Below are 16,632 nucleotides of genomic sequence, written 5' to 3'. Positions count from 1 at the left end.
TATGCTGTGCTCATTAGTGGCGCGACATCACATTTTTAGATGATAAATGTGTTAATGCCGACTTTTAACAAACTTGAATGCAACCTTAACCAATTCGATCTGTCATAACCTCACAACAACTAAAAAAACGTCTGTGGACAGACGTTTACAGTCTCATTCAGGAACAAACATGACAGATCTAAAACAGCGACTCGGCCCGTTCTGGCCCTTCGCCGTCTTCTGCGCGCTCGCGCTTTTTTCTCTCTCTTTCAGCCGAATCGCCCTCGGTCTCTGGCAACTGGAACGGGTGGATGCCGTGGCCGGTTGGCAGGAGATGCTGCTGCAAGGGATCCGGGTCGACTTTGCGACCCTCTGCTGGGTCTGGGGTGTCCCCGCCATGCTCACTCTGCTGCTGGCAGGCCCCCATGCCATCGGCCGGGGCTGGCTGCAACTGATGCGCGTCTGGCTGACCGTCGGACTCTGGCTGATGCTGTTCCTCGAGATCTCCACCCCCTCGTTTGTCACCGAGTATGGCGTGCGCCCCAACCGCCTCTATGTGGAGTACCTCATCTATCCAAAAGAGGTGTTCGCCATGCTGTGGGCGGGCCGCAAAGCCGAGCTGCTGTTGGCGTTACTCTTCAGTGGCGCCGTGCTGGCCGGTGGCTGGTGGCTGAGCGGCCGTCTGGTACGTGGCCTCAGCTTCCCCCGCTGGTATCTGCGTCCTGCTTTCGCCCTGCTCATTCTGGCCATAGGTTTTCTCGGTGCCCGCTCCAGTCTCGGCCACCGCGCCCTGAACCCGGCCATGGTCGCCTTTGCCGAAGATCCGCTGGTCAACTCGCTCACCGTCAACTCCGCCTACTCCCTCTTCTTTGCCATCAAGCAGATGGGCGCCGAGGAGGATGCCGGCCAGTTTTACGGCGAGATGACCGAGCAGAAGGTGCTCGAGGTCATGCGCAAGGAGAGTGGCCGTCCAGCCAGTGATTTCAACTCCGAACTACTGCCCAGCCAGACATTCAATGAGGCGAGCTTCCAGGGTAAACCGAAGAATCTGGTGATCCTGCTGCAGGAGAGCCTGGGTGCCCAGTTTGTCGGCTCCCTCGGCGGCCTGCCGCTTACCCCCAATATCGACGGGCTCTCCCGTGAAGGGTGGGCCTTCGAGCAGCTCTACGCCACCGGCACCCGCTCGGTGCGCGGTATCGAGGCAGTACTGACCGGCTTCACGCCGACCCCGGCACAGGCGGTGGTCAAACTCGGCAAGAGCCAGACCAACTTCTTCACCATCGCTGATCTGCTCAAACAGCGGGGTTACGACACCAGCTTTATTTATGGCGGCGAGAGTCACTTCGACAATATGCGCAGCTTTTTCCTCGGCAACGGCTTCACCACCATTGTCGAGCAGAAGGATTTCGACAATCCGGTGTTCAAGGGCTCTTGGGGCGCCTCCGATGAGGATCTGATGGCCAAGGCCGACGAGACCTTCAAAGCGCTGCACAAGGAGGGTAAACCCTTCTTCAGTCTGGTGTTCAGCTCCAGCAACCACGATCCGTTCGAATTCCCGGACAACCGCATCGAACTGTTCGAGCAACCCAAACAGACCCGCAACAACGCGGCCAAGTATGCGGATTACGCCATCGGAGAATTCTTCAAGAGGGCGAAACAGTCCGAATACTGGAAGGACACCCTGTTCCTGGTCATCGCCGATCACGACAGCCGGGTCGGTGGCGCCAGTCTGGTGCCCATCCCCCGCTTCCATATTCCGGGGGTTATCGTGGGCGACGGCATTGCGCCGAGAAAGGATCCGCGCATCGTCAGCCAGATCGACATGGCGCCGACCCTGCTCTCCCTGATGAGGATCAGTGCCGACTACCCCATGCTCGGCAAGGATCTGACGCGCATGCCCGCCGACTGGCCGGGGCGCGCCATCATGCAGTACGACAAGAACTTCGCCCTGATGCGCGGCAAGGATGTGGTGATCCTGCAACCGGAGCGGGCGGCAGAGGGCTATGTCTACGACAATGCCAGCGAGAAGCTGACACTGGCGGCGCAGCCGGACGCCTTGAAGGAGGATGCCCTCGGTCTTGTCCTGTGGGGCAGCATGGCCTATCAGAAGAGCCTCTATCAGACGGCCAAGGATGAACGCACCGCCGCCAATTGAGCCAACTGTGCTGATTCAGCCGATAGCAGAATGGAAAAAACCGCCAGCTGGCGGTTTTTTCCATCTATCCATACCGTCGGCCCACAGGCCGTTATGGCTGGGGAAAGCAGGGCAGGGAGCGGCTGAACTTGTGCTCGAATACCAGCGAGGTTTCGAGGTGCACCACCTCTTCGCGGGAGGTGAAGTGATCGAAGACGAAGTTGCGCAGGTGCTCGGTATCGGAGACACAGAGGTGCACCAGAAAATCATCCTTGCCCCCCATGTGGAACAGGCTGATCACTTCGGGCAGCGCCAGAATGGCATCGCGGAAAGCATCGATGATCTGGCGGCTGTGACGGGCCAGCTGCAGGGAGACCATGGCCTGAATGTGGCCACCGAGGGCCTGATAATCCACTTCGCAGTGCGCCCCCTTGAGCACGCCATCCTGCTGCAACTTGCGCACCCGCTCCAGACAGGTGGAGGGGGCAACGCCCACCAGCGCGGCCAGATCCTTGTTGGTCATGCCCGCATCCCGAAACAGATGGGCCAGGATATCCAAATCCAGTTGATCCAGGTTTCTCATCTTAACTCCTTGAACCGCTCAATTTTTTAGACTCTGCCCGTAAACCGGGGCAAACACAACGGCCATTGACATCCCCCCTGCCCCGCCTATCCTTGGCGCCATTCACCGGTCACAGCCCTGCGGCCACCACGCGAGGATCCGCCATGCACCCGTATCACCCCTTCTGGAGCCTTGAGGTTCCCCGTGTCGACGGTCAGCTGCTGCTGGCCCCCTGCCCCGGCACCCAGCAGGTGCCGCTGACCCTGGCGCTCGATCAACTGCGGTTGGCCGGTGCCCACGGAGTGGTGACCCTGATGACAAGCGCCGAGTTGATCCGACTCGAACTGGCGCAGCTCGGCCAGCAGGTCGAGCACGAAGGGATGCGCTGGTTCCATCTGCCCATCGAGGATGATCTGGCCCCCGATGCCGACTTCGAGGCTGCCTGGCAACAGGCGCTGCCACAGCTGCGCGAGCTGCTGGGGGATGGCAAACATCTGGTCATCCACTGCAAAGGGGGCAGCGGTCGTACCGGTCTGGTCGCCGCCGCGCTGCTGATGACCCTCGGCCAGCAACAGCAAGAGGCGATGGTCGCCATCAAGGCCCACAGACCCAAGGCGTTTACCCTGGCCTGCCACCGCCAGTGGCTCGACCAGCTGGCCGAGCGGCTGGCGCAGGGCGACTGACTACTTGCCTCCCTGGTCGTAGGTAAAGACCTTGCCGATATCTTCCACCCGATAGCTGGTGAGCTGATAGACGTAGTAGTTGAGCCAGTTGGCAAACAGCAGATGACCGTGGCTGCGCCAGCTGGCGCGCGGCGTCCGGCTCGGATCATTGTTCGGGTAGTAGTTGACCGGAATAGCCGGTTCGAGCCCTGCCGCCAAATCCCGCTGATACTCCCCGTCCAGCGTCAGGGCATCGTACTCCGGGTGGCCGGTGACAAACACCTGACGACAATCCTTGGTCGCCGCCAGATAGACTCCCGCCTCTTCTGACTCGGCAAAAATCTGCAAGTCGGTCTGGGCACGGATCAGATCGCCATCAAACGCCGCGTAACGGGAGTGCGGGGCGACGAACTCGTCATCGAAACCGCGCAGCAACGGCTCGTGCTCATCGAGGCGATGGTGGCGGTAAACCCCGGAGAGCTTCTCGCCGTGGGTCTGCTTCTCCATGCCATACAAGGCTTTCAGCGCCGCCTGCACCGCCCAGCAGAGGAACAGGGTGGAGGTGACATGCTGATGGGACCACTCGATGATCTCGACGATGCGCGGCCAGTAGACCACCTCTTCGAACTCCACCAGCCCGAGCGGCGCCCCTGTGATGATCATGCCGTCGTAGTTGTTGCCACGCACCTGCTCGAAGTCGTGATAGAAGTTCTCCAGATGGGCCTGTGGCGTGTTCTTTGACTCCCTGTCATCGATGCGCAGCAGATCCACATCCACCTGCAGCGGCGAGTTGGAGAGCATCCGCATCAGCTGGATCTCGGTCTCAATCTTCTTTGGCATCAGGTTGAGGATGAGCACCCGCAGCGGGCGGATGTTCTGGGTGACGGCCCGGGATTCCGTCATCACAAAGATGTTCTCCTGCCCCAGCACTTCGGCGGCGGGTAACTGATCCGGGATCTTGATCGGCATGCTTACTCCCTGTACTGCATCAGTAAATATGTCTGGACATCCAGAAGCCTATAATAAAGCTCCTGCCCTGTCATCAGATACCTTTTGTATTCACCCCCGCCTTTGACTAGCATACGGCTCAGTGTGTCTCCTGCTTCCAAGATAATGACCGGTATCAAGATTTCCGTAGATCGACTGCAAGTCGGCAACTATGTCTCCCTGCCACTGGGGTGGCGCGAACACCCGTTCCTGTTTTCCAGCTTCAAGATCAAAAGTGAAGAAGAAATCGAGCTGATCCGCCGTCTCGGCCTGAAACTGGTCACCATCATTCCCGACAAGAGCGACGTTCCGCCCAAGCCCCTCAATCAGGTACAGCCTCAGCAACAAGAGAGCGCAGACGCCGCCCAGCGCCAGGCCCGGATGCAGCAGGAGAAAGATCGCCGCATCGAGCAGTTGCAACTCTATCGCCGCAACCTGCAGCAATGCGAGAAGCAGTTCCAGCAGTCGCTGGCGCAGGTGCGCAGCGTGATGAGCAAGATCCAGTCCCGCCCCCTCAATGCCATCGGCGAGGCGCAGGAGCTGGTCAACGCCATGACAGAACAGCTGCTCTCGGTGGACGAGATGGTGCTCCATCTGGTCTCCGACAGCGAGGATGGCAACAACCTCTACTTCCACTCCCTCAACGTCAGCGTGCTCAGCATGCTGCTGGCCAAGGAGTGCTGCATGACGGCCGACGAGATCCGTCAGGTCGGCATGGGGGCGCTGTTCCACGATATCGGCAAGCTGAAGATCCCGAGCCAGATCCTGCGCAAGGCCGAGCCGCTGACCAAGCCGGAGCAGAACCTGATGGCCCAGCACCCGCGCTACGGGCTGGATCTGCTCAATCTGGCCAAGGATTTCCCGGCCGAGGCGAAGGGGATCGTGCTCCATCACCACGAATATCTCGATGGCAGCGGGCCGGAAGGGCTCAAGGGTGGCCAGCTCGATCCGCTGACCCAGATGGTGTCGCTGATCAACGAGTACGATAACCTCTGCCACATGCAGGCCAAGGTGCCCTACTCGGCCCTGAGCGGCCTCTACAAGCAGCGCAAGGCGCAGTTCAATCCGGAGTACCTCAGCATGCTGATCCGGCTGATGGGGATCTACCCCCCCGGCAGCGTGGTGCAACTCTCCAACGGTCAGGTGGGGCTGGTGATGTCGGTCAACGCTTCCCGCCTGCTCTACCCCTCGGTGCTGGTCTACGATCCGCGCATTCCCCGTCAGGAAGCCGCCATCATCGACCTGCAGCAAGCCGAACTGTCGATCGCCAAGGTGATCCACCCCAAACGGCTGCCGCCCGCCGTGTTCGAGTACCTCAATCCGCGTACCCGGATCAGCTACTACTTCGAGCACAACAAAGCCTGATTGTGTTGGCCCAAGACCAACCGTTGCCACCCGTTTAATCCAAGGAGCCTGCCATGCGTATCGAGATCATCAGTACCGGAGACGAGATAGTGACGGGTCTGGTGGTGGATACCAACGCGGCCTGGCTCAGCGCTCTGCTGCTGGAGCAGGGGTGGCAGGTGCGCCGTCGCCTGACGGTAGGGGACAACCTCGCCGACCTGAAAACGGTGCTGCAAGAGAGTGCCAGCCGCGCCGAGGTGGTGCTGGTGTGTGGCGGGCTCGGGCCCACTGCCGACGATCTCACCGCTCAGGCCGCCGCTGAAGCCTTTGACCAGCCGCTCACCCTTTTCCCCGACTGGCTCGCTACCATCGAAGCGCGCTACGCCAGCCGTGGCCGCCCCATGGCACAAAGCAATGCCAAACAGGCATGGCTGCCACAGGGGTGCGAGATCCTCGACAACCCGGTCGGCACCGCCTGCGGCTTTGTGGTGCGAAGTGGCCAGAGCCAGCTCTTCTTCACCCCGGGCGTGCCGTTCGAATTCAAGCAGATGGTACGCGAGCAAATTCTGCCGCGCCTCAAACAGCTGGCCGGGGCACAGATCGATACCGAGCTGCGTCGCTTTTACACCTTCGGCGTCTCGGAGTCGGCGCTCAGCGATATGCTGGATGCCGAACCCTGGCCAGCTGGTATTGAGCTGGGTTACCGCTCCTCCATGCCCCTTATCGAGCTGAAGCTGATCGGCCACGGCGCCAGTGCCGCTGACATGGAGAGTGCAGAGCGCCGACTGCTGGATACGATCCGCCCCTGGCTGGTTGGCGGCGGAGATACGGAACCGGCGCAGCAGATCCTTGCGCTGCTGCAAGGCAAACCGCTGGCTCTGCTGGAGGGGGAGAGTGGAGGTGCGCTGCTGGCGCTTTGTCACGGCCATCCCCGGCTGGAAGCACACTTCAGCGCGCAACTGGCCGATGAGCTGGCGCAACTGCCGACCGCCGATGCGGGCCTGCAACTGACCATAGGGCGAGAGGGCACCGAGGGTGTACCACTGCTACTCAGCGCCGATGGAAAACACGTCGGTCAGACGGTCAAGGTCCGCCACCCCGACCCGGAGAGCCGCCGCAAGATCCTCGCCTTTGCCGCCCTCGACATGCTGCGCCGCCATATGCTGGGTGAACCGGTGCTCGGCGATTACCTCACCCTGGCCAGAACAGCCCAGCGCAGCTGATAACCACCTCCCCCCTGCCAGCGACCCTATGTCGCTGGCGCTGCGATCCGTCTTTTCACTCCGTTTCCAAACAGCGCCCACATTTATCTGGCCGCCATCACCGATTTGACTTCAATTCATTGACCATTCAGAGGAAATATCTGAATACTGCCCACTCTCAGGGTTGGTGACTCGCTTTATTAATCATTGAGAGATTAAATGACAGTAGAGGAGCGAGCCGATCGTTCCGTTCTCATCCAGCAAGGAGATGCGGTGTTAAGCAAAGAGTGGTTGCTGCTATCAAGCGATATGGAACTGGTCTGCCTGCGGATTGCCGCCGGTCTCACCAAACCTGTCACGGAACAAGATGTGCAGGCTCTGCTGCTCGCTTCCAACTGTCGCCGCTATCAGCCTCTGCCCGAGGGGATCAAACAGGCCATCAGCCTGCTTAATACCCTGCTCACCAACCCTGCCGCCCCCGTCCCCGCCAACCCCATCCCTGTCGGCAAGCGTCAGGATGCCCGACTCGCCGTAATAGTGGAGAAGGATCGCATGAGCGCCATCGCCCAGATCACTGCCGACTGGGGTGGCAAGTATGTGACGCTGGAACAGCTGAAAGAGGCGATCGCCATCAGCGAAATCAAACAGGGGGTGAGTGAGCAACTGCTCATCGCTGCCATCCAGTCAGCCAAGGAGGCCGCCCCCGGCAGTCAGCTCAAGCTGGTGATTGCCAACGGCCAGCCTGCCGTCAATGGTCAGGACACTCGCTATGAGCGGCTGGTGGAGACCCCGGCCGAACGGATCCTCAAACCGCAGGAGCTGGGGCATGGCAAGGTCGATCTGCGGGATCTCGGCTCCATCGTCACCGTCAAGGCCGGCGCTCCGCTGATGCGCCGTCATCCAGCCACCGTCGGGGTGCCCGGTTTTACCGTGACCGGTCAGGACCTGCCAGCCAAGGATGGCAAAGACAGCCCGATGAGTGCTGGCGAGGGCACCTTTATCTCCCCCGACGATCCCGACCTGCTGATTGCCGGTCGGGCTGGCCTGCCCTGTCAGGAGAAAGCGGGCATGAAGGTGGACGAGGTGCTCAGCGTCAAACAGGTGGATGCCCGCCACGGCCACATTGATTTTGAAGGGGGCTTAATCGTCAGCGGCGACGTCAACCCAGGCATGAAGATCAAGGTCAGCGGTGACATCGTCATCGGCGGCTTTATCGAAGGGGGCTGGATCGAAGCTGGGGGCAGCATCACGGTACGCCACGGCATCATTGGCCGCCGCAACGAACAGGGGGAGTACCTTTGCCAGCTCAATGCACAAGGGGAAATCCACGCCAGCTACGCCCAGTATGCCCAGCTGGAAGCGGGGGGGGATATCCAGATCCAGAGCCAGCTCAGCCACTGCTACTCCCGCAGCGGACAAGATATCAAGGTAGGCGATAGCAACATGCGCAAAGGCACTCTGCTGGGGGGCACCAGCATTGCCAATCGCCTGATCATGGCCCCCAGCCTGGGGGCCGAGGCCGCCAACCATACCCGGCTGCAGCTCCTTGGCGGCTACTTCACCCACAAGGAGCAGGAACACCAGCTCAAGCTGCGCCAGCAGGCGTGTCAGGCCCAGCTGGAGAAAATCAAGGAGCTGGTCATGAAGTTGCTGCAACTGCCCGGCGACAAGCGCAATCCGGATACCCTGCGCAAGCTCAAACCGATCCGGGACCATCAGCTGGCCGAACTGGCCCAGCTCGATGAGCAGCTCACCGCCAACCAGGAGGAGCTGCGAAACTTGATGGCTCAGATGGAGGTCATTGCCACCCAGCACCTCTACTCCGGCATCGAGGTCGAGATGGCCAGCTTCAAACGCAAGGTTACCATCACCCGAGGCCCTACCCGCCTGACCATCCATGATGAAACCCTGGAGATGACCCCTTACGAGGGACACAAATAGCTCAACCGGCACAGCCCCATCGCTGAACCGGTCGTGATCCCGCCGCCGATTTTCGCTACACTCGCCACTTCCTTGGCCCCACCGGGCGGGCCACCCAGACTCAGGTAGTGAGAGATGTACAAGCTGATCGCATTGGATATGGATGGCACCCTGCTCAACCCGCAGGGCCAGATTACTCCCCGCACCCACGCCGCCATCAGCGCAGCGCGCGCCAAAGGGGTAACCGTTGTGCTGGCCTCCGGCCGCCCGCTGGAAGGGATGAGCCGCTATCTGGAAGAGCTCGGCCTCACCACAGAGCATGACTACGTCATCTGCTACAACGGCGCTCTGGTGCAACAGGTGGCCGATCAGCGCATCATCCGCAGCCAGCTGCTGACCGGCAGTGACGCCAGCGCCGTCGCCAAACTGGCTGATGAGCTGGAAGTGAACGTCCATGGTTTCTCGGTCACCCGTGGACTGATCAGCCCCCGTGTCAGTACCTACACCGAGCACGAATCTCGCCTGATCGGCATGCCGATCAATCTGATCGACTTCGCCACCCTGCCTGCCGACGAGCAGATCATGAAGGTGATGATGATCGACGAGCCGCCCCAGCTCTCCCGCGCCATCGAGCGACTGCCTGCTGAGCTCTATGAGCGCTATACCGTGGTACAGAGCGCCCCCTTCTTCCTCGAATTCATGAACAAGCAGAGCAACAAGGGAACTGGCGTGGCCGCACTGGCCGAGCATCTTGGCCTGACCGCCGATCAGGTGATCTGCGTCGGGGATGCGGGCAACGATCGCCATATGATCGAGTACGCAGGCCTCGGGGTTGCGATGGGCAATGCCACCGACGAGATCAAGGCGCTCGCCCAGCACACCACCGCCCGCAACGATGAAGATGGTGTAGCTCAGGTGATCGAACAGTTCGTACTGAACGCCTGATCGCAATCGAGCGCCGCTGCGCCCGATGAGGATATAAAAACGGGGAGGCTGTCAGCCTCCCCGTTTTTCTGGTCAGTTATCTGCGTGATGAGCGGTAATTCGCTCGCATCACTGGTTCGCCAGACACTGGGTATGGGAACCCGGTTGCAGGTAAGGCGTCAGCAGAGGAGCCATCCCCTTGAGCACCTGCACCGGCAGTGCCGAGGTGAAGCGGAACTTGTCAGACTGGCTACCCGGTACATAGGCGGTCAGGGTACCGAAGTGATCCTCACCCAGATAGAAGACGAAGGTCGCGGTGCGGTTGCGCGCCAGCGAGCTGGTCACGTTGCCATAACGACCCACGGTTTCAATCCGGTTATCCCCGGTCCCGGTCTTGCCCCCCATCTGAAGCACAGTGCCATCCGGCAGGGTAAAGGCACCGGCGATACGTCTTGCCGTGCCCCCTTCGACCACCTTGGAGAGCGCACTGCGCAGGGCGGCCGCCACCTCTGCCGGCATCACCCGGGTTCCCTCGGTGTGCTGCGGCTCAAACTCGGTCTCGAAGGGAGTCCCCTTGGCGAACGAGAGATGCTCGATACGCAAGGTTGGCGAGCGGACACCGCCATTCTGGATAATCCCCATCAGCTCGGCCAGTGCAGCCGGACGATCGCCGGAGCTACCCAACGCGGTCGCCAGCGAAGGCACCAGATGGTCGAACGGATAACCGAGCTTGGCCCAGCGCTGATGGATATCGAGGAAGGCTTCAACCTCCAGCATGGTGCGGATCCGGCTGTCACGGGCACTGCGATGGCGAGTCTTGAACAGCCAGCTGTAGACCTCCTGCCGCTCGTCACGACTGGCCGCCACCGCGTCGGCAAAGGTCGCCTTGTCGAACTCCTTGAGATAGGCCAGCAACCACAGCTCCAGCGGGTGAACCCGGGCGATGTAGCCCTGATCCGGCAGTGAATACTTGCCCGGGCCATAGCTCACATAGAGCTGATTGACCCGCTTGGCGCTCAGCTTCTCTCTCGGCAACCGCTCCGCCAGGAAGGCAGCAAAAGCCGCTTCGCTGGCTTCCGGCATCAGGTAGCGGTGAACCGCCGCCAGACGTACCGCACTCGGCTTGAGACCGTCGAGGAAGGTATCGAGCTGCTCTTCGGGAGTCTTGCCGCGATATTTGCGCCAGAAGCGCAGCAGATAGGTCTGGCCCTCTTTGTCGGCAAATTTGGCCAGATACTCCTGACGACGGGGATCCTTGTCATCCTTCAGCAACTGGGCACGGTTGCCCTCCTTGTAGAGGCTGTAGCGCACGATATCGCGCATCAGCCGCACAAAGGGCAAGTTAATCGACTCACGCAAAGAGTCACGCAACGTCGGAATGCGATTGTTATCCTCGCGGCGGAAGTTGTTGAAGGTGTGCATGCCGCCACCGGTAAAGAACCCTTCGTTGGGGCTGGCGGAGTATTTGCGATCCAGCGCCGCTTCCAGCATTACAGGCAGGCTCTTGTCCTGAGCCGTCATCAGATAGGAGATGGCCCAGCGGCTGAGGTTGTCCTGAGAGACTGCCGCCAATTTACGCAGATTCTCGACCGGCATCCCGGCATAGTTGTCGTGCAGCTCGGCCACGATCTCCAGATAGGTGGTCAGCACCCGCAACTTGGCGGTTGAGCCCAACTCCAGCTTGGAACCTTCGTTGATATCGAACGGCTGATCGGTGTTGTCGGTCTGCACCCGCACCTTGAACCCTTCTGGCGACTTCTCGAACAGGGTGAAGCTGTAGCGCACATCGCCGGTCTTCTCCGGCGAGAGCAGGCGCTCACCAAACAGTCCCACCTGAGCGGCAAACGTCGGGTCGGCCAGCTGTTGCAGATAACGGGAGATTTCGTTCTGCAACGGCATGTTGAGGCTGGTATCGGCGGTCAGATCCATCCGGTCGAGGTCATAGAGCTGCACCCCGAGCTGGCGGCTCAGGCGAGTACGGGCAACCTGCAACCCCTTGTTATTGTTCACCCGGGTGATAGCCGGGGACTGCAGGAAGTCACGGAACGTAATCTTGGCCTTGAGCGCCGCCTCCATCAGAGGTGGCGTGATCATCCCCTCCTGCACAAACAGGCGCAGATAGCTGTCGGTCAGGGTAGCCAATGCCTCTCGCCCCTGAGCCAGATAGTAAGAAGGACGGCGGTGCGCAATCATCAGCGAGACCACCTGACGCAGGGCAAGTCCCTGTTCGGCCAGCGGCGCATTCTGGTTGCGGGCAGGATCCAGCAGACGGTTCACGTCATCGACATTGGCACCAAACCAGACCCAGAGACCATCTCCCAGACCATGCACTTCACCATATCCAGGCGCAGCCGAGAGCGGCACCGAGTTGAGGTAGGCCCAGGCGACCAGTTTGCGCGCTTCGAGGGTTTCCGGCCCGAGACGATAGGCCCGTACGCTGGCAGAGGCCATCTGACGGATCTTCTCGGTCGGCGACAGGGTCAGCCCGTCCGGCGAGTGGCGATACTTCTCCACCTGGGTCGCCAGGGTACTGCCACCGGCAGATTGATCCTGCATATCGAGCGCCTTGCCCACTTGAGAGAGCGCGGCCTTGGCAAAACGGGGCCAGTCGACCGCCGGGTTGGCCAACGGCTCTTCGTTGCTCAGCAAGTCGCGGTTCTCGATAAACAGCAGCGACTGGATGACAAGAGGCGGAATAGAATCAAAATCCGGATAGTGATGGGTCGGATACTTGAATTGATAGAAGGGCTCGGCGCGGCAATCGTGCAGCGTCAAACCGGCCTGCACCTTCTCGGTATAGGGCACGAAGAAGCCACGACTGGCATAGTCATAGAGCGCGTCGGAGAAATGCACCTGCTTGCTGACTTCATAGCCCCGCTGAAGCAAACGCTCCTGCATCATCGGCAGTTGCACATAGCCGAGCCGCTTGTCGAACGGGCCATCCTCAGGGAAGGCGATCTGCTTGCTCTGACCAGGTTCGACCTGATAGGTGAGCTTGGCAGCATAGCGGGAGATCTCCTGAGATTGCAGCTTCGAGGTTTTCATCTCATAGCCAACCAGAGCGATCACCGCCCCCAGGCACAATAAAAAGAGAAAACAGAACAGCCAACGCCACCAGGGACGACGCTTGCGCTTTGGGTTCCCGTCCGAGGTCTGGACAGATGAATCTTGAGATGCCACTTGTGTCAAATCCGTCTGTTCTGATGCGCCCATATCAGCCCCACCATGGTTGCGCAATTTATTGTGTTTCACTCAAGCTTAGTCTTTTCAAGTCAATGGCTTGAAACTATTGACCGCTTTGTGGTGATGGTAACAGGGCAATTCTAAAAAGGGGAGCCGATTGTTGCAGGAGTGGCAGAGATCCGAGCTGATAACAAAACACCGGCCTGTGGCCGGTGTCTCTTAAGCGAAAGCTGAATGCTTATTTGTGAGAGCTCATGCCCTTCAATTTGGTGCTCAGCTCTTTACGCTCTTTGGAAAGCTCGGCGTTCTTGATGATGTGGTCATCCACGCGCTCTTCATAGTCCGCGCGCATGTTGGCGATGATCGCCTGTACATCATCAATGCTCATGCCCGGCTTGATGTAGTCGCTCAGGTTGTCGAGCAGCAGCACGCGCTTCTGGTTGTCACGGATCTTCTTCTCGTTATCCGCAATTTCACGCTTGAGTTTGTTCTGGCGACGGGACATACGCACATATTCCAGTACATCGCTGAAGGTGGACTTGTTTACTTGTTCCATATCGATACCACTGACTTAAGGTTGATAAAAACTGGCCAAGTTACACCTGGAACCCGGCAAACCCAGCGCGGGACAGGCAAACTCAAGATGCCCTTACTCTACCGAGTTATAAGCGAGATACAACCCTAATCGCGCGCCATGAACAGAGTTTGGCCAAAAGTAAACCAGTTAAAATGGCCAGTAATCCATCAGATAAGAGCTTGATATAGATAGAAAATGGAGGAGATGACAGGCTTTTTAGTTCTCTTCCTGCAGATAAATGCTAACACTGGCTGTTTAACACGCTAAAAACACCAACGCCCTGTCGAGAGACTGGGCTTTGTGTTGGTTCCGGCGTGCAAACCTGTGGGTCTTATGGGCAAAAATCACCCATATAAAAAAGGCCTTCCCAGTAGGGAAGGCCTTCAAATTAGTGGCGGAGCGGACGGGACTCGAACCCGCGACCCCCGGCGTGACAGGCCGGTATTCTAACCGACTGAACTACCGCTCCGCATTCGGTTAGCTTGCGCTAAATTGTTTGCCGCGTCAGTGAGGTGTCATCCTCGCAGCCAGTGACGTGATTCTTCACATCACCGTTTAATTGCGTGCCTGGCAGTGTCCTACTCTCGCATGGCGAATGCCACACTACCATCGGCGCTACCGCGTTTCACTTCTGAGTTCGGCATGGGATCAGGTGGTTCCACGGCGCTATGGCCGCCAGGCAAATTCTTAATCTAGAAAGCTGACGTGAATAACGACTAGGTCATTATCACTGAATTAGTAGTTCGCTTGGTATCTGTTACAAGCCTTAGAACACTTCTTGGGTGTTGTATGGTTAAGCCTCACGGGTAATTAGTATGGGTTAGCTCAACACATCACTGCGCTTACACACCCCACCTATCAACGTTGTGGTCTCCAACGGCCCTTTAGGACCCTCAAGGGGTCAGGGATGACTCATCTCAGGGCTCGCTTCCCGCTTAGATGCTTTCAGCGGTTATCGATTCCGAACTTAGCTACCGGGCAGTGCCACTGGCGTGACAACCCGAACACCAGAGGTTCGTTCACTCCGGTCCTCTCGTACTAGGAGCAACTCCCTTCAATCATCCAACGCCCACGGCAGATAGGGACCGAACTGTCTCACGACGTTCTGAACCCAGCTCGCGTACCACTTTAAATGGCGAACAGCCATACCCTTGGGACCGACTTCAGCCCCAGGATGTGATGAGCCGACATCGAGGTGCCAAACACCGCCGTCGATATGAACTCTTGGGCGGTATCAGCCTGTTATCCCCGGAGTACCTTTTATCCGTTGAGCGATGGCCCTTCCATTCAGAACCACCGGATCACTATGACCTACTTTCGTACCTGCTCGACCTGTCCGTCTCGCAGTTAAGCTGGCTTATGCCATTGCACTAACCTCCTGATGTCCGACCAGGATTAGCCAACCTTCGTGCTCCTCCGTTACTCTTTGGGAGGAGACCGCCCCAGTCAAACTACCCACCAGGCACTGTCCGCGAGCCCGATTCAGGGCCCTGCGTTAGAACATCAAACATACAAGGGTGGTATTTCAAGGACGGCTCCAGCGCAACTGGCGTCACGCCTTCAAAGCCTCCCACCTATCCTACACATGTAGGTTCAATGTTCAGTGCCAAGCTGTAGTAAAGGTTCACGGGGTCTTTCCGTCTAGCCGCGGGTACACCGCATCTTCACGGCGAATTCGATTTCACTGAGTCTCGGGTGGAGACAGCATGGCCATGGTTACACCATTCGTGCAGGTCGGAACTTACCCGACAAGGAATTTCGCTACCTTAGGACCGTTATAGTTACGGCCGCCGTTTACCGGGGCTTCGATCAAGAGCTTCGCTTGCGCTAACCCCATCAATTAACCTTCCGGCACCGGGCAGGTGTCACACCCTATACGTCCACTTTCGTGTTTGCAGAGTGCTGTGTTTTTGATAAACAGTCCCAGCCATCTGGTCACTGCGACTCCCAACTGCTCCATCCGCAAGGGACTTCACTGTCAGGAGCGAACCTTCTCCCGAAGTTACGGTTCTATTTTGCCTAGTTCCTTCACCCGAGTTCTCTCAAGCGCCTTGGTATTCTCTACCCGACCACCTGTGTCGGTTTGGGGTACGATGACTTGTAATCTGAAGCTTAGAGGCTTTTCCTGGAAGCAGGGCATCAATGGCTTCCACACCGTAGTGTGTTCGTCTCGTGTCTCAGTGTTGTGTCTCCGGATTTGCCTGGAAACACCACCTACGCACTTTCACCAGGACAACCGTCGCCTGGCCCACCTAGCCTTCTCCGTCCCCCCATCGCAATTACAAGTCGTGCAGGAATATTAACCTGCTTCCCATCGACTACGCCTTTCGGCCTCGCCTTAGGGGTCGACTCACCCTGCCCCGATTAACGTTGGACAGGAACCCTTGGTCTTCCGGCGAGGAGGCTTTTCACCCCCTTTATCGTTACTTACGTCAGCATTCGCACTTCTGATATCTCCAGCATACCTCTCGATACACCTTCGCAGACTTACAGAACGCTCCCCTACCACTCACACATAAGTGTGAATCCGCGGCTTCGGTGCCTGGTTTGAGCCCCGTTACATCTTCCGCGCAGGCCGACTCGACTAGTGAGCTATTACGCTTTCTTTAAATGATGGCTGCTTCTAAGCCAACATCCTAGCTGTCTGAGCCTTCCCACATCGTTTCCCACTTAACCAGAACTTTGGGACCTTAGCCGGCGGTCTGGGTTGTTTCCCTCTTCACGACGGACGTTAGCACCCGCCGTGTGTCTCCCGGATATTACTTACTGGTATTCGGAGTTTGCATGGGGTTGGTAAGTCGGGATGACCCCCTAGCCCAAACAGTGCTCTACCCCCAGTAGTATTCGTCCGAGGCGCTACCTAAATAGCTTTCGGGGAGAACCAGCTATCTCCGAGTTTGATTGGCCTTTCACCCCCAGCCACAGGTCATCCCCTAACTTTGCAACGTTAGTGGGTTCGGTCCTCCAGTTGATGTTACTCAACCTTCAACCTGCCCATGGCTAGATCACCCGGTTTCGGGTCTACACCTTGCAACTAGACGCCCAGTTAAGACTCGGTTTCCCTACGGCTCCCCTATACGGTTAACCTCGCTACAAAATGTAAGTCGCTGACCCATTATACAAAAGGTACGCAGTCACCCCGAAGGGCTCCCACTGCT

Annotated in this window: 10 protein-coding genes, 1 tRNA gene and 2 rRNA genes (1 of these 13 cut by a window edge); 6 read left to right on the top strand and 7 right to left on the bottom strand. The window is 58.7% G+C overall.

Annotation, left to right across the window (positions count from 1 at the left end):
• Positions 1 to 169: 169 nt before the first annotated feature.
• Positions 170 to 2,134 (top strand): LTA synthase family protein, encoded by a 1,965-nt coding sequence (locus I6L34_RS13290; protein ID WP_058059391.1) that lies wholly within the window; start codon positions 170 to 172, stop codon positions 2,132 to 2,134.
• A 91-nt stretch (positions 2,135 to 2,225) separates the two neighbouring features.
• On the opposite strand, the gene I6L34_RS13285 is transcribed toward I6L34_RS13290, so the two are convergent.
• On the bottom strand, positions 2,226 to 2,696 hold the full coding sequence (locus I6L34_RS13285) for an Lrp/AsnC family transcriptional regulator (RefSeq protein ID WP_005336001.1): 471 nt from the start codon (positions 2,694 to 2,696) through the stop codon (positions 2,226 to 2,228).
• Positions 2,697 to 2,839: 143 nt separating this feature from the next.
• Between I6L34_RS13285 and I6L34_RS13280 the strand changes: the two genes are divergently transcribed.
• Positions 2,840 to 3,358: a cyclin-dependent kinase inhibitor 3 family protein gene (locus I6L34_RS13280; RefSeq protein ID WP_216954823.1), complete on the top strand. Its 519-nt coding sequence runs from the start codon at positions 2,840 to 2,842 to the stop codon at positions 3,356 to 3,358.
• Here the strand turns inward: I6L34_RS13280 and metA are convergent, their stop codons facing one another.
• A complete protein-coding gene (gene metA, locus I6L34_RS13275; protein WP_040067127.1) occupies positions 3,359 to 4,306 on the bottom strand; it encodes a homoserine O-succinyltransferase in 948 nt (315 codons plus the stop codon). It lies immediately after the preceding gene.
• A 144-nt stretch (positions 4,307 to 4,450) separates the two neighbouring features.
• On the opposite strand from metA, the gene I6L34_RS13270 reads away from it, so the two are divergent.
• The 4 genes from I6L34_RS13270 (at position 4,451) to yidA (ending at position 9,735) form a co-directional block, all read left to right on the top strand.
• On the top strand, positions 4,451 to 5,689 hold the full coding sequence (locus I6L34_RS13270; protein ID WP_058059392.1) for an HD-GYP domain-containing protein: 1,239 nt from the start codon (positions 4,451 to 4,453) through the stop codon (positions 5,687 to 5,689).
• A 53-nt stretch (positions 5,690 to 5,742) separates the two neighbouring features.
• Positions 5,743 to 6,891, top strand: a complete 1,149-nt coding sequence (locus I6L34_RS13265) for a CinA family nicotinamide mononucleotide deamidase-related protein (protein WP_075116007.1) — start codon at positions 5,743 to 5,745, stop codon at positions 6,889 to 6,891.
• Between the two features lie 252 nt (positions 6,892 to 7,143).
• The gene (locus I6L34_RS13260; protein WP_075116055.1) at positions 7,144 to 8,811 is read left to right on the top strand and encodes a DUF342 domain-containing protein; all 1,668 of its coding nucleotides are present in this window, start codon (positions 7,144 to 7,146) and stop codon (positions 8,809 to 8,811) included.
• Positions 8,812 to 8,925: 114 nt separating this feature from the next.
• Entirely contained in the window at positions 8,926 to 9,735 is an 810-nt protein-coding gene (gene yidA / locus I6L34_RS13255; protein ID WP_042056408.1) for a sugar-phosphatase, read from the top strand.
• A 108-nt stretch (positions 9,736 to 9,843) separates the two neighbouring features.
• Here yidA and I6L34_RS13250 read toward each other — a convergent pair whose 3' ends face one another.
• From I6L34_RS13250 to I6L34_RS13230, 5 genes are all read right to left on the bottom strand, one after another.
• Positions 9,844 to 12,927 carry a transglycosylase domain-containing protein gene (locus I6L34_RS13250; protein WP_075116006.1) on the bottom strand — a complete coding sequence of 1,028 codons (3,084 nt, stop codon included), beginning with the start codon at positions 12,925 to 12,927 and terminating at the stop codon, positions 9,844 to 9,846.
• 208 nt (positions 12,928 to 13,135) lie between these two features.
• Complete coding sequence (gene tmaR / locus I6L34_RS13245; protein ID WP_005336024.1) at positions 13,136 to 13,453, bottom strand: PTS system regulator TmaR; 318 nt, start codon at positions 13,451 to 13,453, stop codon at positions 13,136 to 13,138.
• Between the two features lie 413 nt (positions 13,454 to 13,866).
• A tRNA-Asp gene (locus tag I6L34_RS13240) sits at positions 13,867 to 13,943 on the bottom strand.
• A gap of 96 nt (positions 13,944 to 14,039) precedes the next feature.
• A 5S ribosomal RNA gene (gene rrf, locus I6L34_RS13235) occupies positions 14,040 to 14,154 on the bottom strand.
• 109 nt (positions 14,155 to 14,263) lie between these two features.
• Positions 14,264 to 16,632: ribosomal RNA gene (locus tag I6L34_RS13230) — 23S ribosomal RNA — on the bottom strand (it continues 521 nt past the right edge of the window).

Origin of the sequence: Aeromonas sp. FDAARGOS 1404, from assembly GCF_019047085.1 — a bacterium.
Lineage (GTDB): Bacteria > Pseudomonadota > Gammaproteobacteria > Enterobacterales > Aeromonadaceae > Aeromonas > Aeromonas veronii.
This window is presented reverse-complemented; position numbering and strand designations above follow the sequence as displayed.

Coding starts and splice junctions, on each gene's coding strand:
- I6L34_RS13290 (WP_058059391.1), top strand. CDS start 170: ATGACAGATCTAAAACAGCGACTCGGCCCGTTCTGGCCCTTCGCCGTC.
- I6L34_RS13285 (WP_005336001.1), bottom strand. CDS start 2,696: ATGAGAAACCTGGATCAACTGGATTTGGATATCCTGGCCCATCTGTTT.
- I6L34_RS13280 (WP_216954823.1), top strand. CDS start 2,840: ATGCACCCGTATCACCCCTTCTGGAGCCTTGAGGTTCCCCGTGTCGAC.
- metA (WP_040067127.1), bottom strand. CDS start 4,306: ATGCCGATCAAGATCCCGGATCAGTTACCCGCCGCCGAAGTGCTGGGG.
- I6L34_RS13270 (WP_058059392.1), top strand. CDS start 4,451: ATGACCGGTATCAAGATTTCCGTAGATCGACTGCAAGTCGGCAACTAT.
- I6L34_RS13265 (WP_075116007.1), top strand. CDS start 5,743: ATGCGTATCGAGATCATCAGTACCGGAGACGAGATAGTGACGGGTCTG.
- yidA (WP_042056408.1), top strand. CDS start 8,926: ATGTACAAGCTGATCGCATTGGATATGGATGGCACCCTGCTCAACCCG.
- I6L34_RS13250 (WP_075116006.1), bottom strand. CDS start 12,927: ATGGGCGCATCAGAACAGACGGATTTGACACAAGTGGCATCTCAAGAT.
- tmaR (WP_005336024.1), bottom strand. CDS start 13,453: ATGGAACAAGTAAACAAGTCCACCTTCAGCGATGTACTGGAATATGTG.